The following is a 17,651-nucleotide window of genomic DNA, read 5'->3' on the forward strand; positions in this document are numbered from 1 at the left end:
CGCCGGTCCGGCGTGCGGGGAGCGCAGCTCAGCCGGCGCGGCCCGCGATGAGCCGACGCCACCGATCACTGGCCTCGGGCCGTCGCCACCCTCCCGCGTACGAGACGGCAGGGACGAAGCGCGCCCGGTCGAGGTGTCCATCCTCATCAAGGGCGGCCATCTCTATGAGCTGAGGTATCAGCAGACAATCCCGGGTGAGGCATCCTGAGGCATTCAGAAAGCCGTCACACGAGGAAGCGGCCGAACCGACCGCGACGGCCCGGCACGCTCAGGTTCGACCAGGTAATCACGTAGTGGCGACCAACTCGATCTCGATGGCCAGGACGCCGAGGGCTTCCTTCTCCGGTCCATAGATGCGCCGGATGGCGGTCGATTGCTGATCTCGCGGGCTGGTCGGGTCGACCTTCTCATGGCCTTCGGTGTCCAGTAGCTCCTCAAAACTGCGATAGCGAGCGACCCGCTTGACCTTGGTCAGGGCGTCGTCGCCGCCGCACGTGAATCGGATGTAGTCGCCTGCGGCGAGGTCCCGCAGCTTGGGGTATTGGACCCGGACCTCGATGGTCTTGCTGCCGTCGGCGACGAGATCGAAGTACCGCCGGTACAGGTTCATCGAGCGAACGCGCACGCTCCGCGGCGTACGGATCTTGTCCGGCGGACCATCGGCGACTGCCCGTGCCTCTTCTTCACCCCGCATGAGGACACAGTGTCGCGCCACCCACCCGAGACGTACGGAACTTCGCTTCACGACCCTCATGAGCGCGAGGTCCGCGCAAGGCAGACGGGTTGGAGCCCCGGCTTATCCTTTCACCGCCACCCGGAGCGTGAAAGGATAAGCCGTATCCTTTCATGATCTTGGTCGGCGTGAAAGGAAAACCGCGCGCGCCGCCGTACGGCCGGCACTAACCGAGGGTGGTGTCGCCGAGGGAGGCGAGGAGGGTGCGCAGGGCGCCGGCGAGGTGGTCGCGCTCCCCGGGGTCCAGCGACGCCAGCAGGCGCGCCTCGTTCGCGACATGCGGCCCCAGCACCTCGTCCACGAGCGCGAGACCACGATCGGTGAGCCGCACCCGGACCGACCGCCGGTCGTCGGAGTCGGGGATCCGTTCGACCAGACCCCTGGCCGCCATCCGGTCGATGCGGTTGGTGATCGCACCGGAGGTCACCATCGCCGCCTTGTTGAGGGCTCCCGCCGACAGTTCGTACGGCGGGCCGGACCGGCGCAACGTGGCCAGGACGTCGAACTCCCAGCGCTCCAGGCCGTACGCGGCGAAGAACTCCTTCAGCTCCCGGTCGAGCAGCCGCGACAGCCGGCTGATCCTGCCCATGATCCCCATCGGCCATACGTCCAGGTCAGGCCGTTCCCGCGCCCACTGCGCGAGCAACAGATCGACCGCGTCACCCATGGCGACCCCTAAGCACTAAGTATCTCAACGTTCATCAGTTTGACGTCGATGCGTTCGGCGTGATGTTATTTCAATGTTGAGATTATCAACGAGGAGCAATCTTCATGGGCATGTCCGCCGCATCCCGGTCCGGTTCCGCGCCGCACACCGCGACGCTGGCCCTCACCGCGCTCACACCGCTCGCCTGGGGCTCGACGTACGCCGTGACCACGGAGTTCCTGCCGCCCGACCGCCCGATGTTCACCGCGGTGATGAGAGCGCTGCCCGCCGGGCTGGCATTGCTGGTCATCGGCCGCGTGCTGCCGCGCGGCGTATGGATCTGGCGGGCCGCGGTGCTCGGCGTGCTGAACATCGGGGCGTTCTTCCCGCTGCTGTTCCTGGCGGCGTACCGGCTGCCCGGCGGCGTCGCGGCCGTGCTGGGCGCGGTGGGCCCGCTGTTCGCGCTCGGCTTCGCCGCCCTGCTGCTCGCCGAGCGTCCGACCACACGCAAGGTGCTCGCCGGAGTCCTCGGACTGGTCGGGGTCGGGCTGGTCGTCCTGCGCGCCGAGGCACGGCTCGACATGGTCGGCGTGCTCGCCGGGCTGGCCGGGGCCGCGTCCATGTCCGCCGGGACCGTGCTGACCAAGCGCTGGGGCCGCCCGGAGGGGGTCGGGGCACTCGCCCTCACCGGATGGCAGCTCACCGCCGGCGGGCTGCTGCTCGTTCCCGTCGCCCTGCTCATCGAGGGCGCACCTCCGGCGCTGAGCGGCGAGAACCTGCTCGGGTACGCCTACCTGGGCATCGTCGGCACCGCGGTCGGCTATTGGATCTGGTTCCGTGGGATCTCCCGGCTCCCCGCGACGTCCGTCGCCTTCCTCGCACTGCTGAGCCCGGTTTCCGCGGCCGTCATCGGCTGGGCGGCGCTCGGGCAGTCCCTCAGCCCGATCCAGTTGCTCGGCATGATCCTCGCCCTCGGCGGCACTCTCCTCGGCCAGGCCCCGGCCGGGCCTTCCCGGCGCGCCGCGGCCCCGCCCCAGCCCGTACGGCCCGCAGCCCAGACGGCCAGCCCGTCCCGCTGACACGAACGAGCCCCATACGCGGAGTGACGAGCGGGGCGTGGGAGGATTTTCCCGGCCGTGCAATGCGGGAGCTGTGGCGACGCACGAACCATGCCACGCGTGCGCGAACCAGCACGAACCGTGCCACGCGTGCGCGAACCAGCACGAACCGTGCCACACGTGCGCGAACCAGGACGACCGGAGGACGAGCGCGATGCGCGACGAGAAGATCAGCGATTTCCTGTCCCGCCTCGCCGATCGGGTGCCCGCGCCGGGCGGCGGTGCCGCAGCGGCCCTGCACGCCGCGCAGGCCGCGGCGCTGCTGGGCATGGTCGCGCGCTACACCACCGGCGAGAAGTACGCCGAGCACGCGGCCGTGATCGAACGGATCATCGGCGAGACCGACGACCTGCGGTCGAGCGCCCTGCGCCTGGCCGAGGATGACGAGGCGGCGTTCACGGCGGTCACCGAGGCGTACAAGCTGCCCAAGGACACCGACGAAGCCAAGGCGGCCCGGTCGGCCGCCATCGCCGAGGCGCTGGTGGGAGCGGGCGAGGTCCCGGCCGAGGTGGTCGCCGTCGCGAGGAAGGCCGTCGGCATCGCCGAGGAACTGCTGCCCATCGGCAACCGCAACGTCGTCTCCGACATCGCCGCCGCCACCGAGGCCGCCCGCGCCGCGGCGACCACCGCCCGGGTGAACATCGAGATCAACCTCGGCGGGATCAAGGACGAGCGCGCCCGTGCCGAACTGGCCGCCGAGGCGGCCGGGGTGGACGAGGTCGCCGCCCGGGCCGAACGGGTCACCGCCGCCGTACGCGAGGAGATCGCCAAGTGAGCGCCCGCGTGCTGTCCGGCAAGGAGCTCGCGGCGTCCATCCGGGCCGAGGCCGCCGAGCGGGCCGCCGCGCTCGCCGCGGCCGGCACACCGCCGAAGCTCGCGGTCGTCGTCGCCACGGCGGACGAGTCCAGCGCCTGGTACGTACGCTCGATCGCCCGCGCCGCCGAGAAGGCCGGCATCGCCTGCGACATCGTCGATCTCGGGGCGGATGCCGCCCCGAGCCTGATCCGCGACAGGCTGACGGCGCTGAGCGCCGACGACACCGTGCACGGGATCATCCTCCAGACCCCGCTGCCGCAGGGAGCGAAGCTGGAGGACCTGGCCGGCGTGATCGCGTTCGAGAAGGACGTCGACGGCGCCAATCCGCTGTCGCTGGGCCGTCTGGCCGCGGGCCTGCCCGCGTTCGCTCCGGCGACCGCCGAGGCCGTCGTGGCGATCCTCGACCACCACGAGATCGACCTGACCGGCCTCCACGTCGCCGTCGTCGGCAGGTCCACCGTCGTCGGCAAACCCGCCGCCCATCTCCTGCTGGACCGGAACGCCACCGTGACGGTCTGCCACTCCCGTACGCGGGAGCTGCCCGCCGTCACCTCCGCGGCCGACGTGGTCGTGGCCGCGGTCGGCCGTGCCGGGCTGATCACGGCCGAGCACGTACGGACCGGGGCGGTGGTCGTGGACGTCGGCACCAACCCCACCGACGACGGCGGCCTGGTCGGCGACGTCGACGCGGTCGCGGTCGCGGACAAGGCCGGGGCGCTCACGCCCGTGCCCGGCGGGGTCGGCCCGGTCACCACCGCGCTGCTGCTGCGTCACACCGTGCAAGCCGCCGTGCAGGCCGCCGGCCGCGGCTGATCGCGCCCCGCCCCGGCCCCGCGCCGTCAACGCGCCTCGTCCGGCACCCTGGCCGCGACGACGGGTGGGGCCACGCTCGACGGGGGGCGCGCCACCACCTGAGCCTTCCAGGCCACGGTCACCAGCAGCGGCACCAGCAGCGCCAGCGTCCAGGTCAGCCCGAGCGCCTGTGCGACGCGGCCGACGAGCGCCGGAGCGAGCAGCATGGCGGAGTACGTCATGGTGGTGAGCCGGGCGACCGCGGCGGTCGCTCCCGTGCCGCCCTCCTCCGTGCCCGCGTGCCCGGCCGCGCTGAAGATCAGTGGCAGCGGTGTCGCCAGCCCGAGACCGGCGAGGGCGAACCCGGCGACCGCGAGGATCGGCGTGGGGGCCACGACCACCGCCGTCAGACCGGCGGCCGCCAGCGCGGTGCCGCTCCGCACCAGGACCCGTGCCGGGTGCCGGGCGGACAACCGGTCGCCCACCAGCCGTCCGGCCGTCTGGGAGGCGGTGAAGGCGACGAGGCCGAGCGAGGCCACGCCCAGCGAGGCGCCGAGGTCCTCGTGCAGGAACACGCCGCTCCAGGTGATGACGGCCCCCTCACAGGCCAGCACCGCCGCGCCCAGCGCGCCGAGGAGCAGGACGCGGCGCGTCCAGCCAGCCCGCCATCCTCGCCGTCCGGCGCCGTCGTCCGTCCGCGCGGGCGGGTGCTCCGCGGAGAACTCCTCGGCCGGCAGCCCCCTGCCCACCACCAGGACGACGGCCGTCACGACCGCTCCCAGGATCAGGTAGTGCGTGGTGAGAGACATACCCGCCTGCGCTGCGGCCCCGCCGGTGAACGACCCGGCCACGGAGCCGATGCTCCATGCCGCGTGGCAGCCGTTCATGATGGGACGGTGCGCCGCCCGTTCGACCATCACCGCCTGCGCGTTCATGCCCGTGTCGAGCAGCCCGTTCGCGGCGCCGACGAGGAGCATGGCCGCGGCCAGGTGAACGGGTCCGCCGGCGAGGCCCACTCCGAGCAGGGCGAGGGGAAGCGTGACTGCGGCGATCCGCACGACCCACGCGCTGCCGATCCGCGCCGCGAGGCGCCCGGCGACCTGCGTGGCGGCGAGCGCCGCCACGGCGACCAGGGCGGTCAGGAGCCCGAGCAGCCCAGCCGTCAGATCGTGATCCGTCTTCAGCGACGGCGTGCGGACCGCGAGCGAGGCGATCAGCGCGCCGTTCACGGCGAACACCGCCGTCACCGCCGCGCGTGCCCGTCGCACGGCTCTCCCCTCCCGGCCCTCTCGTCGTCGCTCCTGGCCGGCTTCCCCAGCCACTATGGACATGCGTCCCGCCTTCCCGTACGGCGCCTCCCGACGGGCGCCCCTTGGAAGGACGACGGCGCCGACGCGGATTTTCGACATCCGGGCGCGATCGGATGTCGATTTCGGAGACTCACCGCGTCGTAGAGGAGAGCGGCCGCGCGGGGCGGCCCGTGTCCGGAGGAGAAAGCCGTTGAAATACCTGCTGTTGATCTGCGGCGAGGAGTCGGTCGAAGTCAGCCCCGAGCAGGCCGACCCCGAGCCGTGGATCGAGGAGACGGAGCGCCGCGGAGTGCGCCTCGACGGGCATCGCCTGTGCCCGGTCAGCGACGCTACGACGGTGCGAGCCGGACTGGTGACCCAAGGGCCGTTCGCCGAGACCAAGGAGCAGATCGGCGGATTCGACATCATCGAGTGCGCCGACCTGGACGAGGCCATCGAGATCGCCCTGAAGCATCCCGTGGCGTCGTTCGGTTCGATCGAGGTGAGGCCGTTCTGGCCGGAATGAGCGGCGCCGACGTCACCCGGGTCGTCGAGGAGGCGTTCCGCGAGGAGTGGGGCCGCGTCGTCGCCACGCTCATCCGGCTGACCGGCGACTGGGACCTTGCTGAGGAGTGCGCCCAGGACGCCTTCGCCCAGGCAATCGCCCGCTGGCCCCGGGACGGCGTTCCGCGCCGTCCCGGGGCGTGGCTCACCACGGCGGCCCGCAACCGGGCGCTGGACCGACTCCGTCGCGACACGACCGAGGTGGCGCGGCTCCGCTCCGTCGCGGCCATGCCGGCCGGCCCCGATCCGGAGCCGGTGGAGGAGGACGTGGAGGAGGACCACGTGCCCGACGACCGGTTGCGCCTGATGTTCACCTGCTGTCACCCGGCCCTGCCGCTGGAGGCGCAGGTGGCCCTCACCCTCCGTACGCTCGCGGGGCTGACCACGGCCGAGATCGCCGCGGCGTTCATGGTGCCGGAGACGACCATGGCCCAGCGGCTGGTCAGGGCCAAGAAGAAGATCCGCAACGCGGGCATACCCTACGGGGTGCCGCCCGCGCACCTATTGGCCGAGCGGACGGCGGGCGTGCTCGGCGTGCTGTACGTCCTGTTCACCGAGGGATACTCGGCCAGCGGCGGGCCGAGTCCCGCCCGGCCGGAGCTGACCGCCGAGGCCATCCGGCTGGCCCGGGTGCTCGCCGGGCTGATGCCGGGCGAGCCCGAGGCGCAGGGGCTGCTCGCGCTGATGCTGCTGCAGGACTCACGGCGCGTGGCCCGGTTCGACGCGGCGGGCGACATCGTCACCCTGGAGTTCCAGGACCGCGCGCAGTGGGACCACGACGAGATCGACGAGGGGCTGCGGCTGCTGGACAACGCGTTGGCGTGCCGCCGTCCCGGGCCCTACCAGGTGCAGGCGGCCATCGCCGCCTGTCACGCCACCGCCCTCGACCCGGACGACACCGACTGGCCGCAGATCGCCGGTCTTTACGCACGGCTCGCACGGCTGGCGCCGTCTCCGGTCGTCGAGTTGAACCGGGCGGTGGCAGTCGCGATGGCCGACGGCCCCCTCGCGGGTCTGCGGCTGGTCGACGAACTGCGGGCGGGCGGCGCGCTGGCCGGGCACCATCTGCTCGCCGCGACCCGTGCCGACCTGCTGCGCAGGCTGGGCCGTACGGCGGACGCGGCGCAGGCCTACGAGGAGGCCCTGGCGCTCGCGCCGACCGACGCGGAGCGCCGGTACCTCGCCCGCAGACGTGCCGAGACCGGTGGGACCTGACAGGCTGCCCGGTCGTGCGGCCCCTGCCGGCCGGGCGCCTGCCCCCGGTCGCTGGGGACCGTGCCCCCGAGGCGGCCCGGCGGTGCGGGCGGCGCCGCGACGGAGAGGACCCGTTCATCTCCACCGCCCGGCATGACCGGCAACGGGAGGAGACCGCCGAAGTCGCCGCCCGCATGGTCGCGGCGCTCCTCGCCGATGACGAGGGCATCCGTGCCGTGCTGCACGCCCTTCCCGTCGTATTTCCCTGGGTGCGGCACCTGAACGACGAGGAGAAGCAGCAGTTCGTGCGGGACCTTGTCGACGCCACTCACGACGCGATCGATCTGGACGTTCACGCCACGCTGCACCGGGTCGTCGTCGAATGGCGGGCCACGGCCCGGATCCTGGCCGATCCGGCACTGACCGAACAGCTCACGCGCGCACTGCCGGACGAGGACCACGGCGAGGTGTTCGCGCCATGAGCCCGAAGCGCGGCGACGCCGTGGCCCCGCCCGCCGTCGGCGACGAGTGGCATCTTCGGTTCGCCACCAGCGAGGCCGCCAAGGGCTGGAGCGACCTCTGCGCCGAGGCTGCCGGGAACACCGGCGCTGTTTCGAGGCGTTACGCGCGGACCCGTTGTCACAGAAGGACCCGGACCGGCAACACCGGCTTCGTGGCCGCCTGGCCGTCTGAGAGGCTCGCCGTCCATCGGGTGGTCGCGGCGGCGTCCTACCGTGGACGGAAGAGATGACCGGCGACCGGCCCGCCGGTCCCGCGTTCGGCCGCGGCAGGCGTGACAGCGATGCGCCGACGATGGCCGTGGCCCGCTCATCCGCTACATTTCGCTCTGCTGTCGCGCAAGAACGGACTCTCCATGAACGTCGCCCTGTGGGTCATAGCCGGCCTGCTCACTCTCGCCTTCCTCGTCGCCGGCGTGATGAAGCTCGCCCAGCCGAAGGAGAGGCTGGCCGCCTCCGGCATGGCCTGGACCGAAAACTTCCCCGCCGGCGCGATCAAGGGCATCGGGGCCATCGAGGTGCTGATCGCCTTCGGTCTTGTACTGCCCGCCGTCACGGGCATCGCCCCGGTGCTGACGCCGCTCGCCGCGCTCGGCATCGCCCTGCTCATGGCCGGAGCGGTCGTCGTCCACGCCCGCCGCGCGGAAACCCAGGTGATCGTCGTCAACCTGGTGCTCCTGGTGCTGGCCGCCGTGGTCGCCTGGGGCCGCTTCGGCCCGTACGCCTTCTAACCCTTCCTCCGCGCCCCGAAGACCCACGACGCGAAAACCCGCGACGCGAAAACCCGCGCCCCGAAGGCCGGCGCCCTGATGACCCGCGCCCCGACGACCCTGCGCAGCAGGGCGCCGGACAGGATGCGGCAGGCGAAGGGGAGGTCGTCGACCAGATAGCGGCGGGCGAGCCGCTTGGGCTCGCTGATCAGGCGATACAGCCATTCGAGCCCGTGGTCGCCCATCCAGCCCGGAGCCCGGCGCACCGACCCGGCGGCGAACGCGATGGCCGCGCCGCACCCCACGAACCAGGCACCCGGCAGGTCGGCCCGCAGCTCCGCGATGAGCCGGTCCTGCCGGGGAAAGCCGAGCCCCACGAAGACCAGCGACGGCCGCGCGGCTACGAGTCTCTCCCGCACCTCTGCCAGCGCCGCCGGGTCGGTCTCGAACCCGTACGGCGGAGCGTGGACGCCCGCCACGACCAGCCCCTGATGCCGCTCGCACAGCGTGTCACGCGCCGCCACGGCGACGCCGGGCGGTCCCCCGATCAGGTAGACGGGCAGCCCGCGGGCCGCGGCGGCCCCGGTCAGCGACCAGATCAGGTCGGCTCCGGTCACCCGCTCCGGCAGTGGGCGTCCGAGCAGGCGTGACGCCCAGACCAGCGGCATGCCGTCGGCCACGGCGAGCTCGGCCGCGTCGATCAGCGCACGCAGCGAGGGATCACGGGCGGCGGCACGGCAGATGTCCACGTTCGGCGTGACGATGTGGCCGCCCGCGCCGCGCTCTGCCGCGGCCATCACCCGGGCGACGACCTGGGCCTCGGTGAGCGGGTCGAGCAGCACGCCGCCCACGCGGACCCTGCCTGCCCGCGCGGCGGCCGTCCCCGCTCTGGCCGTTCCTGCACCGGCAAGCGGGGCGCGGACCGCCTCCAGGCATCGCCGCGGGGGCGTCGGGCTCACCGCCGCCGGACGTGCGTGTGCGGGCTCGGCCATCAGATGCCGTGGCCGCGACGGTGGAGGGCGTGGAGCACGGTGCGCGGGCTGACCAGCCCCCCGGCGACCGCAAGCGCCACCGCCGCCCTCGGCTCGGCAGGACGGGCGGAGAGGGCGCGCAGCGACCAGCGGGCGGCCTCGCGCCGCCGGCCGAGGGCCGCGTGGCAGAAGGCGAGCTGCCCGTAGACGCGGGCCGCACCCCGGGGCTCCGCCGTAAGCCCGGGATGCCGGGCGAGCATCCACTCCAGCCCCGCGATCCGGTCGTCCCAGCGGCCCACGTAGTGCGAGGACCCCCAGCGCACCCGCACGAGGGGCCGGTCGACGTGGACGATCGGATGCCGCCAGGCGGCCCGCAGCGCGAGATCCCAGTCCTCGTTCTGACCGGCCGGCGCGCTCTCGTCCACCCACGCCCAGCCCCGGCGGAACAGGAACGTCGAGGAGTGCACCATCATCATGCGCGAGCGGGTGAGGTGCCGGTGAGTGACCCGGCCGGTGCCGGCCAGCCGCGGCACCCGGCGGTCGCCATACTCGACCTCGACGGCGCAGCTCGCGAAGCCGGCGTCGGGCTCCTCCGTCAGCGCGGCGACCTGGGCGGCCAGCTTGCCGGGCAGCCAGAGGTCGTCGTCGTCGCAGAAGGCGACGAGATCCGTGCCGAGCACCGCGATCCCGGTGTTGCGCGCTCCCGGCAGGCCCACGGCGCGCCGGTTGACCAGCACCTGGACGCTCCTGGCCGCGCCGCCCGCCTCCCCGGCACCCGTAGAGCCGCCCGTAGAGCCGCCCGCAGCACCGGCCCCGGAACCGGCGACGGCATCGGCATCGGCACCGGCATCGGCACTGGGACCGGGACCGGAGACGCCGGACACCTGCCGGGCGACCAGTGAGGCGGGGACGCCGTCGGCCACGATCACCACCTCGACCCGGCCGTCGTACTCCTGGGCGAGCACGCCGGTCAGCGCGGCCCGCAGCGGGCCGGGCCGGTCTCCCCTTGTCGGAATGACGACGCCGACGGACGGCCTCATCGCCGGGCCCCCGGGCGATACACGAGGCGATAGCCGTAAAAGCACAGGAGGGGAAGAGTGATCGCGGTGACCAGCCACCGCTGGGACCACGGGAGGGGCGCCGGACGGTGACGGATCTCGATCGGTCCCACCGAGAAACGCATCGGGTTGCCCGAGACGGTGTGCGCGACGCCGAGCAGCGCTTCGCGGTCGTCCAGGAAGGTGAAACCGCCGGTCGGAAGGCCGATCTGCGCGACCAAGCGTCCCAGGGTCGCGCGCGGGTCGCGCACCAGGTCTTCGTGACGCACCCGGACGACCTCGACGCCCTTGCGGCGCAGCACCTCGAAGGCCAGGTTCTGGGCCAGCCAGTGGACGGCGGTGCGCACGGGCGTCCACCGGGTCATCGGCCGGCCGTCCTCGGGCCTGCGCACCCTGCGCCGCCACGACGCGGCCACCGCCCGCGGATCGCGCACCACCTGCACGACGCGCAGCTCCATGATGGCCGCCAGACAGTACGCCAGGGAGGCGTGCTTGCTGGAGTCGATCACGACCCGGGCGTCGGCCACCTCCGCCGCCGCCGCGTAGATGCGGGCGTACGACCGGACATATTCGGCCAGCTCGGCCTCACGGGTCACGAGCCCGAGGGCGAGGACGGGCACGCGGCGGGTCCGGTCGACGCGGCCTCGCAGGGCGGGCAGCCAGCCCGCCTGGCTCTGCCGCCACTGCCCGAACGCGCGGGCACCCACCTTGGTCCAGAACGGGCACTGGGAGAACCGCTGCCCGCAGCCGCACGGCTCGTCCGCGCGTACGCCACGGTCCCACAGGTGGACGACCTCGCCGAGCGGTGCCACGCCGGGCACCTCGCCGAGGAGGCGTTCGAGCAGGGTGCTACCGCTGCGTCCCAGGCCGCCCACGAAGATCACCGGCTGACTGTCGGCCACGTGCCCTCCACGGATGGATGCGAAACGTGACGACACTAGCGCGCACGGTAATCGGACGAATCCCGATCGCCCAAAGAATCTACGAGCCCCCTGCGCCGCCATAACCGGAGGTTGAGCCGCCGATCACCGGCCGTCCGGACGCATACTCCCGCCGGAATGCCTGCTCAGGAGGAGCGCAGCTCGACGCAGCACTCCCCCGGCCGCGGCACGAGGACGGCCTCCACCTTGGCGGCTGCCAATCCGTCGAGCATGCCGTCAAGGAAGGCGTGGTTGACCGCGCAGACCAGGTCGGGGGCCCGCGCCGCCAGCGGATGGAACGGGCAGTTGCGCAGCCGCACGCATGTGGGTGACTCGCGGCCGGGCTCGAAGCCGTGCCGCGCGAGCAGCCCTTCGAGCATGGTGAGGGCGCGCTCGGCGCCGAGCCGTCCGGGCCTGGTGCGGGCGCGCTCCGCGGCGCCGATCTCCTCGCCGCGCCGGGCGGCCACCCGCACCGCCGCCTGGCGGGCGCTCTCCCCTTCGCTCTCCGTGAGCACGGCGTCCATGAGGATGTCGGCCAGCACCTCGTGGCGGCGTTCGGGGATCGTGACGCGGATGTCGATATCGGTCGGTTCGTAGACCTTCGGCGTGCGGCCGACCTTGCGGATGCCGCCGACCGCCTCGTAGCGGGCACGCAGCAGCCCGGCGTCGACCAGTTTGTCCAGATGGAAGGCGGCCAGCTTGCGGGAGATCCCGACCGAGGCGGCCGCCTCGTCCCGGGTCACCGGACGGCGCGCCCTGCGGATGTAGGCGTACATGCCCTGCCGCAGCTCGTCGTCCAGCGCGGCCACCGCACCGATCGCGGGATCCGTCGTCACCCCGCCACCTTATCGCCCGCTTCGACGGTCGAAAACCATCACCCCCTCGATGTACGCGAACGTCTTGACCGCCAGACTGAATAAGACCAACATTCATTGGCGTAATAAGTCGAACGCGGAGGCCCGGATGACCGGTGAACTGCACGAGGCGAAACGACCGGTGAGCGCGCTGCTCGCCGGGCCGTACGGCCATCCGTTCCACCCCATGCTGGTCGCGGTGCCCATCGGGGCCTGGGTGGCGAGCATGGTCTTCGACCTGGCGTCCCGGTTCGCCCCCGACCCGGGTTTCCTCGCCGAGGGCTCGACGTGGCTGATCGCCATCGGCGTGCTCGGCGCGGTGGCCGCGGCGATGGCCGGGTTCCTCGACCTGTTCGCCATCCCGGCGGGCACCCCGGCGTTCCGCACCGGTCTGCTCCACATGGGGCTGAACCTCGTGATCACCGCCGCGTACGCCGCCGGCTTCCTGTGGCGGCAGGCCCTCTCACCCGCGGATTCGCCGGCGGGCGGGCAGGTCGCGCTCGGCCCGCTACTGCTCTCGGCGGGCAGCCTGGCGCTGCTCGTGGTCTCCGGCTATCTCGGCGGCAAGCTCGCCTACCGCTATGGCGTACGGGTCGCCGACGAGGCCACCCAGGCCGGCGGGTTCCGGCGCTGACCCCCCTTCCCACCCGCACAGAAGGAGAACTCATCATGGCCATCGCGGCACTGATCACGTGGCTGCTCACCGCCGTGGGCGGCTTCGTGATGCTGGGCGTCTGGATCGCCAGAGGCGGCCGGCGCACCAGCCGCTTCTCACCAGGTCTGATCTTCGGCCACTTCGCGCTGGCCGCCGCGGGGCTGGTCGTGTGGATCGTGTTCCTGGTCGCCGACGCCGCCGCACTGGCGTGGGTCGCCCTGGTCCTGCTGGTCCCGGTCGCCCTGCTGGGATTCGCGATGTTCGCCCGGTGGATCCCCGCCTACCGCGCCCGTACGGCGGTGGCCGCCGGGCCCGGCACGGCACAACCGGCAGAGCGGCACTTCCCGGTCGCGGTCGTGGCCGTGCACGGCCTGCTGGCCGTGGTCACCGTGGTGCTGGTGCTGCTGGCCGCGCTCGGCACGAGCGGTGCCTGAGATGCGTTCCGGCACCGCCCTTCGGGTGATCGACAAGCAGCGCGCCGGCGTGGATCTTGCCGCGGCCGAGCGGGCGGCCCGCGCGTTCCTGGAGGCGCTGGGCGTCTCCGCCGACTCCGAGAGCCTGCGGGAGACCCCGGCACGCATGGCCCGGGCGTATGCCGAGCTGTTCACGCCGCGCCCGTTCGACCTGACCACCTTCCCCAACGAGGAAGGCTACGACGAGCTCGTGCTGGCCCGGTCGATCCCGGTCCGCTCGGTCTGCGAGCATCACCTGCTGCCCTTCGCCGGGGTCGCCCATGTCGGCTATCTGCCCGGCGACCGCATCCTCGGGCTGTCCAAACTGGCCCGCGTCGTGGAGCACTTCGCCCGCCGTCCACAGGTGCAGGAGCGGCTCACCAAGCAGGTGGCCGACTGGCTCGCAGAGCGGTTGCGGCCTCGCGGGGTCGGCGTCGTGATCGAGGCCGAGCACACCTGCATGACCCTGCGCGGAGTGCGGGCCGTCGGCTCGACCACCGTCACCTCGACGCTGCTGGGCATACTCCGGGAGGACGCCCGATCCCGGCAGGAGTTCTTCGCCCTCACCGGCACCCGCCCCTGAACAAGGAGATCATCGCCGTGACACCGCAGAGATTCGTGATCGTCGGAGCCGGTCTGGCCGGTGCCAAGGCCGCCGAGGCCCTGCGCGAGCAGGGATTCGACGGGCGGATCACGCTGATCGGCGCCGAGCCGCACCGTCCCTACGAGCGGCCCCCGCTGTCCAAGGGCTATCTGATGGGCACGACCGAGCGGGCCGGCGTCTTCGTCCACCCGGAAGGCTGGTACGCCGACCACGACGTCGAGCTGCGGCTCGGCGTGGCGGCGACCGGCCTCGATCGCGGCGCCCACCGCGTCGAGCTGACCGACGGCGGCGCGGTCGAATACGACAAACTGCTGCTCGCCACCGGGGCCCGCCCGCGCACGCCGCCGATCCCCGGCGCGCACGCACCCCACGTGCACTACCTGCGCACGATCGAAGACTGCGAGTCGCTCAAGGAGGTCATCGGGAGCGTTTCGCGGCTGGCGGTCATCGGGGCGGGCTGGATCGGGCTGGAGGTCACCGCGGCGGCCCGGCGGGCCGGCGTCGAGGTCACGGTGCTGGAGGTGGCCGAGCTGCCCCTGCTGCGCGTGCTCGGGCCCGAGGTCGCCCGGGTCTTCGCCGGTCTGCACCGTGACCACGGTGTCGATCTGCGGCTCGGCGTCGTCGTCAGCGAGATCACACGCTCGGGCGTACGGCTGGGCGACGGCGAGGAGATCCCCGCCGACGCCGTCCTCGTCGGTGTCGGCGCCGAGCCCGAGGTGCGGCTCGCCGTACAGGCCGGGCTGCCTGTGGACGACGGCGTCGTGGTGGACGCGGCCCTGCGTACGGCCGACCCGGACATCGTCGCCGCCGGGGACGTCGCCAATGCCCATCACCCCTTGCTCGGCAGGCGCGTACGGGTCGAACACTGGGCCAACGCGCTCAAGCAACCCAGGGTGGCCGCCGCCACCATGCTGGGCCGGGAGGCGACCTACGAGGAGCTGCCCTACTTCTACACCGACCAGTTCGACCTCGGCATGGAGTATGTCGGCCATGTCGAGCCCGGCGGCTACGACCAGGTCGTCTTCCGGGGTGACGTCGCGGGGCGGGAGTTCATCGCGTTCTGGCTCAGCGGCGATCGCGTCCTGGCCGGCATGAACGTCAACATCTGGGACGTCGTCGAGCCGATCAAGGCGTTGATCCGCACCGGAACACCCGTCACCGCCCAGGCGCTGGCCGACCCCGGCCTGCCCCTGGACAAGCTCGTCGCGTCATAGTCCCGCCGGGCCGGCCCGTACGTAAAAGGCCCGAGGGCGGGCACGGGCACCTCGATGAACCCGGAAGCGCCGCCGTGTGCCTCGCCCTCGCATGGCCGGTGCGCCTCACCCTCGCCGGAGCGTTCACCTCGCCCCTCGCGCGGCCCGAGGGCGGGCACAGGCCAGCGCCACCCGGACGAACCGGAGCACTGCCGTGTGCCTCGCCCTCGCAGACCACGTCCTCGCCCTCAAAAGCCGTGCGCCTCGCTCTCGCGGACCGTGCACCTCGGCGCATAAGCCGCGTGCCTCGCCATCAAAAGCCGTGTGCCTCGCCCTCGGAAGCCGTCCGAGCCGGACCTCTCCTGGGAAGCGGCGGCGTCAGCGTGCGTCGACGATCATCCCGGCGCCGACGGTGCCGTTGGTGGCCTCGTCGATGAGGATGAAGCCGCCGGTGAGGCGGTTGCGCGCGTAGTCGTCCACGAACAACGGCTGGGTCGTCCGCAGCGACACCCGGCCGATCTCGTTCAGGCTGAGAGCGGTGGCCGACTCGTCCCGGTGCAGGGTGTTGACGTCGAGCCGGTAGTGCAGGTCGCGCACGAGGGCCCGGGCCGTACGGGTGGTGTGCTTGATGATCAGCTTGGAGCGCGGCTGGAGCTTCAGGCCGTCGGCCATCCAGCAGATCATCGCGTCGATCTCCTGGGCGACCTGCGGCTGGTTGTTCGGCCGGCAGATCATGTCGCCGCGGGAGATGTCGATGTCGTCGCCGAGCCGCAGCGTGACCGACATCGGCGCGAACGCCTCCTCCACCGGGCCGTCGAAGGTGTCGATCCCGGTGATCGTCGTGGTCAGGCCGGACGGCAGGTGCAGCACCTCGTCACCCGGCTTGAGCACGCCGCCCGCGACCTGCCCGGCGTATCCCCGGTAGTCGTGCAGCTCCTGGCTGGTCGCGCTGTGCGGGCGGATGACGTACTGCACGGGGAAGCGCACGTCGACCAGGTTGCGGTCGGAGGCGATGTGCACGTTCTCCAGGTGGTGCAGCAGCGAGGAGCCCTCGTACCACGGCATGTTCTCCGAGCGGGAGACCACGTTGTCGCCGTGCAGCGCCGAGATCGGGATGAACGTGAGGTCGGACGCGTTCAGCTTGCTCGCGAACGCGGTGAACTCCTCGCGGATCTCCTCGAACCGGGCCTCGGAGTAGTCGACGAGGTCCATCTTGTTGACCGCGAGCACCAGGTGGGGCACCCGCAGCAGCGTGGTCAGGAAGGCGTGCCGCCGCGACTGCTCCAGCACGCCCTTGCGCGCGTCGATCAGGATGATCGCCAGGTCGGCCGTGGAGGCGCCGGTGACCATGTTCCGGGTGTACTGGATGTGCCCGGGGGTGTCGGCGATGATGAACTTCCGCTTGGGCGTGGCGAAGTAGCGGTAGGCCACGTCGATCGTGATGCCCTGCTCGCGCTCGGCCCGCAGGCCGTCGGTGAGCAGCGACAGGTCGGTGTATTCCGTGCCCCGGTCGCGGGAGGTGCGCTCGACCGCTTCGAGCTGGTCCTCGAAGATCGCCTTGGAGTCGAACAGCAGCCGCCCGATCAGCGTCGACTTGCCGTCGTCGACACTGCCCGCCGTCGCGAACCGAAGGATGTCCATCAGAAGTAGCCTTCCTTCTTGCGATCTTCCATGGCGGCCTCGGAGGCCCGGTCGTCGGCGCGGGTCGCGCCGCGCTCGGTGATCCGGGTGGCGGCGATCTCGTCGATGATCTGGTCGATCGTGGTGGCGGTCGAGGCGACCGCGCCGGTGCAGGTCATGTCGCCGACCGTGCGGTAGCGGACGACGGCATCGAACGTGGGCTCGTCGTCGCCCCGCTGGACCACCTCGGAGTCGGCCAGCAGCATGCCGTCACGCTCGAAGACCGTCCGGGTGTGGGAGAAGTAGATCGACGGGATCTCGATGCCCTCACGCCGGATGTAGTGCCACACGTCGAGCTCGGTCCAGTTCGACAGCGGGAACACGCGGATGTGCTCACCCCTGCTGATCTTGGTGTTGTAGAGGTTCCACAGCTCGGGGCGCTGGTTCTTCGGATCCCACTGGCCGAACTCGTCGCGGAAGGAGAACACCCGCTCCTTGGCCCGTGCCTTCTCCTCGTCGCGCCGGGCTCCGCCGAACACCGCGTCGAACTGGTGCTCCTCGATCGCGTCCAGCAGCGTCGTGGTCTGCAGCCGGTTGCGGGAGGCCCGCCGCCCGGTCTGCTCCACCACGCGCCCGGCGTCGATCGACGCCTGGACCGAGGCGACCACCAGGCGCGCGCCCAGCTCGGCGACGCGCCGGTCACGGAACTCGATGACCTCGGGGAAGTTGTGCCCGGTGTCCACGTGCATCAGAGGAAACGGGATCGGCGCCGGCCAGAAGGCCTTCTCGGCGACCCGCAGCATGACAATGGAGTCCTTGCCGCCGGAGAAGAGCAGACAGGGGCGCTCGAACTCGGCCGCGACCTCACGCATGATGTGGATCGCCTCGGCCTCGAGCACGTCGAGCTGTGACGTGGTGTAGTCACGCTGAAGCATTGGGGACTT

At 72.1% G+C, this 17,651-nt stretch carries 21 protein-coding genes; 12 read left to right on the top strand and 9 right to left on the bottom strand.

What is annotated here, in order from left to right:
• Positions 1 to 286: 286 nt before the first annotated feature.
• Positions 287 to 694 carry an ASCH domain-containing protein gene (locus HCK04_RS30185; RefSeq protein WP_142650760.1) on the bottom strand — a complete coding sequence of 136 codons (408 nt, stop codon included), beginning with the start codon at positions 692 to 694 and terminating at the stop codon, positions 287 to 289.
• A gap of 205 nt (positions 695 to 899) precedes the next feature.
• A complete protein-coding gene (locus HCK04_RS30190; protein ID WP_142650761.1) occupies positions 900 to 1,400 on the bottom strand; it encodes a MarR family transcriptional regulator in 501 nt (166 codons plus the stop codon).
• A gap of 110 nt (positions 1,401 to 1,510) precedes the next feature.
• Between HCK04_RS30190 and HCK04_RS30195 the strand changes: the two genes are divergently transcribed.
• The 3 genes from HCK04_RS30195 to HCK04_RS30205 all read left to right on the top strand — a co-directional run bounded on the left by HCK04_RS30195 (position 1,511) and on the right by HCK04_RS30205 (position 4,126).
• Positions 1,511 to 2,458, top strand: coding sequence for an EamA family transporter (locus HCK04_RS30195; RefSeq protein ID WP_142650762.1), 948 nt, complete (start codon positions 1,511 to 1,513; stop codon positions 2,456 to 2,458).
• Positions 2,459 to 2,651: 193 nt separating this feature from the next.
• Complete coding sequence (locus HCK04_RS30200; protein WP_142650763.1) at positions 2,652 to 3,272, top strand: cyclodeaminase/cyclohydrolase family protein; 621 nt, start codon at positions 2,652 to 2,654, stop codon at positions 3,270 to 3,272.
• Positions 3,269 to 4,126: a bifunctional 5,10-methylenetetrahydrofolate dehydrogenase/5,10-methenyltetrahydrofolate cyclohydrolase gene (locus HCK04_RS30205; RefSeq protein ID WP_142650764.1), complete on the top strand. Its 858-nt coding sequence runs from the start codon at positions 3,269 to 3,271 to the stop codon at positions 4,124 to 4,126. Before HCK04_RS30200 ends, HCK04_RS30205 begins: the two co-directional genes overlap by 4 nt.
• 26 nt (positions 4,127 to 4,152) lie before the next feature.
• On the opposite strand, the gene HCK04_RS30210 is transcribed toward HCK04_RS30205, so the two are convergent.
• Positions 4,153 to 5,373 carry an MFS transporter gene (locus HCK04_RS30210; RefSeq protein ID WP_168066386.1) on the bottom strand — a complete coding sequence of 407 codons (1,221 nt, stop codon included), beginning with the start codon at positions 5,371 to 5,373 and terminating at the stop codon, positions 4,153 to 4,155.
• A gap of 232 nt (positions 5,374 to 5,605) precedes the next feature.
• Between HCK04_RS30210 and HCK04_RS42845 the strand changes: the two genes are divergently transcribed.
• The 5 genes from HCK04_RS42845 (at position 5,606) to HCK04_RS30235 (ending at position 8,401) form a co-directional block, all read left to right on the top strand.
• Positions 5,606 to 5,920, top strand: coding sequence for a YciI family protein (locus tag HCK04_RS42845; RefSeq protein ID WP_142624671.1), 315 nt, complete (start codon positions 5,606 to 5,608; stop codon positions 5,918 to 5,920).
• On the top strand, positions 5,917 to 7,173 hold the full coding sequence (locus HCK04_RS30220; protein ID WP_142650767.1) for an RNA polymerase sigma factor: 1,257 nt from the start codon (positions 5,917 to 5,919) through the stop codon (positions 7,171 to 7,173). The genes HCK04_RS42845 and HCK04_RS30220 overlap by 4 nt, the downstream gene beginning before the upstream one ends.
• A 14-nt stretch (positions 7,174 to 7,187) precedes the next feature.
• On the top strand, positions 7,188 to 7,634 hold the full coding sequence (locus HCK04_RS30225; RefSeq protein ID WP_185949060.1) for a prevent-host-death family protein: 447 nt from the start codon (positions 7,188 to 7,190) through the stop codon (positions 7,632 to 7,634).
• Positions 7,631 to 7,903 (top strand): hypothetical protein, encoded by a 273-nt coding sequence (locus tag HCK04_RS30230; RefSeq protein WP_205830891.1) that lies wholly within the window; start codon positions 7,631 to 7,633, stop codon positions 7,901 to 7,903. Before HCK04_RS30225 ends, HCK04_RS30230 begins: the two co-directional genes overlap by 4 nt.
• A gap of 123 nt (positions 7,904 to 8,026) precedes the next feature.
• Positions 8,027 to 8,401: a DoxX family protein gene (locus HCK04_RS30235; protein WP_142650768.1), complete on the top strand. Its 375-nt coding sequence runs from the start codon at positions 8,027 to 8,029 to the stop codon at positions 8,399 to 8,401.
• Here the strand turns inward: HCK04_RS30235 and HCK04_RS30240 are convergent.
• From HCK04_RS30240 to HCK04_RS30255, 4 genes are all read right to left on the bottom strand, one after another.
• The gene (locus tag HCK04_RS30240; RefSeq protein WP_260617459.1) at positions 8,398 to 9,231 is read right to left on the bottom strand and encodes a WecB/TagA/CpsF family glycosyltransferase; all 834 of its coding nucleotides are present in this window, start codon (positions 9,229 to 9,231) and stop codon (positions 8,398 to 8,400) included. The two genes, HCK04_RS30235 and HCK04_RS30240, sit on opposite strands and share 4 nt — an antisense overlap.
• A gap of 140 nt (positions 9,232 to 9,371) precedes the next feature.
• Complete coding sequence (locus HCK04_RS30245; RefSeq protein ID WP_142650770.1) at positions 9,372 to 10,391, bottom strand: glycosyltransferase family 2 protein; 1,020 nt, start codon at positions 10,389 to 10,391, stop codon at positions 9,372 to 9,374.
• Positions 10,388 to 11,311: a sulfotransferase gene (locus tag HCK04_RS30250; RefSeq protein ID WP_260617460.1), complete on the bottom strand. Its 924-nt coding sequence runs from the start codon at positions 11,309 to 11,311 to the stop codon at positions 10,388 to 10,390. The genes HCK04_RS30245 and HCK04_RS30250 overlap by 4 nt, the downstream gene beginning before the upstream one ends.
• Positions 11,312 to 11,475: 164 nt before the next feature.
• Positions 11,476 to 12,165, bottom strand: a complete 690-nt coding sequence (locus HCK04_RS30255) for a helix-turn-helix domain-containing protein (RefSeq protein WP_142650771.1) — start codon at positions 12,163 to 12,165, stop codon at positions 11,476 to 11,478.
• A 64-nt stretch (positions 12,166 to 12,229) separates the two neighbouring features.
• Between HCK04_RS30255 and HCK04_RS30260 the strand changes: the two genes are divergently transcribed.
• The 4 genes from HCK04_RS30260 to HCK04_RS30275 are packed head-to-tail and all read left to right on the top strand — an operon-like array spanning position 12,230 to position 15,108.
• Entirely contained in the window at positions 12,230 to 12,817 is a 588-nt protein-coding gene (locus tag HCK04_RS30260) for a DUF2231 domain-containing protein (protein WP_205830892.1), read from the top strand.
• A gap of 35 nt (positions 12,818 to 12,852) precedes the next feature.
• Complete coding sequence (locus tag HCK04_RS30265) at positions 12,853 to 13,272, top strand: hypothetical protein (RefSeq protein ID WP_142650772.1); 420 nt, start codon at positions 12,853 to 12,855, stop codon at positions 13,270 to 13,272.
• 1 nt (position 13,273) lies between these two features.
• Positions 13,274 to 13,873, top strand: a complete 600-nt coding sequence (folE, locus tag HCK04_RS30270) for a GTP cyclohydrolase I FolE (protein ID WP_142650773.1) — start codon at positions 13,274 to 13,276, stop codon at positions 13,871 to 13,873.
• 17 nt (positions 13,874 to 13,890) lie between these two features.
• Complete coding sequence (locus HCK04_RS30275; RefSeq protein ID WP_260617461.1) at positions 13,891 to 15,108, top strand: FAD-dependent oxidoreductase; 1,218 nt, start codon at positions 13,891 to 13,893, stop codon at positions 15,106 to 15,108.
• A 357-nt stretch (positions 15,109 to 15,465) separates the two neighbouring features.
• On the opposite strand, the gene cysN is transcribed toward HCK04_RS30275, so the two are convergent.
• Positions 15,466 to 16,728, bottom strand: a complete 1,263-nt coding sequence (gene cysN / locus HCK04_RS30280) for a sulfate adenylyltransferase subunit CysN (RefSeq protein ID WP_142650774.1) — start codon at positions 16,726 to 16,728, stop codon at positions 15,466 to 15,468.
• Positions 16,728 to 17,642, bottom strand: coding sequence for a sulfate adenylyltransferase subunit CysD (gene cysD, locus HCK04_RS30285; RefSeq protein WP_142650775.1), 915 nt, complete (start codon positions 17,640 to 17,642; stop codon positions 16,728 to 16,730). The genes cysN and cysD overlap by 1 nt, the downstream gene beginning before the upstream one ends.
• Between the last annotated feature and the right edge of the window lie 9 nt (positions 17,643 to 17,651).

The sequence above is a fragment of the Microbispora sp. CL1-1 genome, assembly GCF_012034195.1.
GTDB lineage: Bacteria > Actinomycetota > Actinomycetes > Streptosporangiales > Streptosporangiaceae > Microbispora.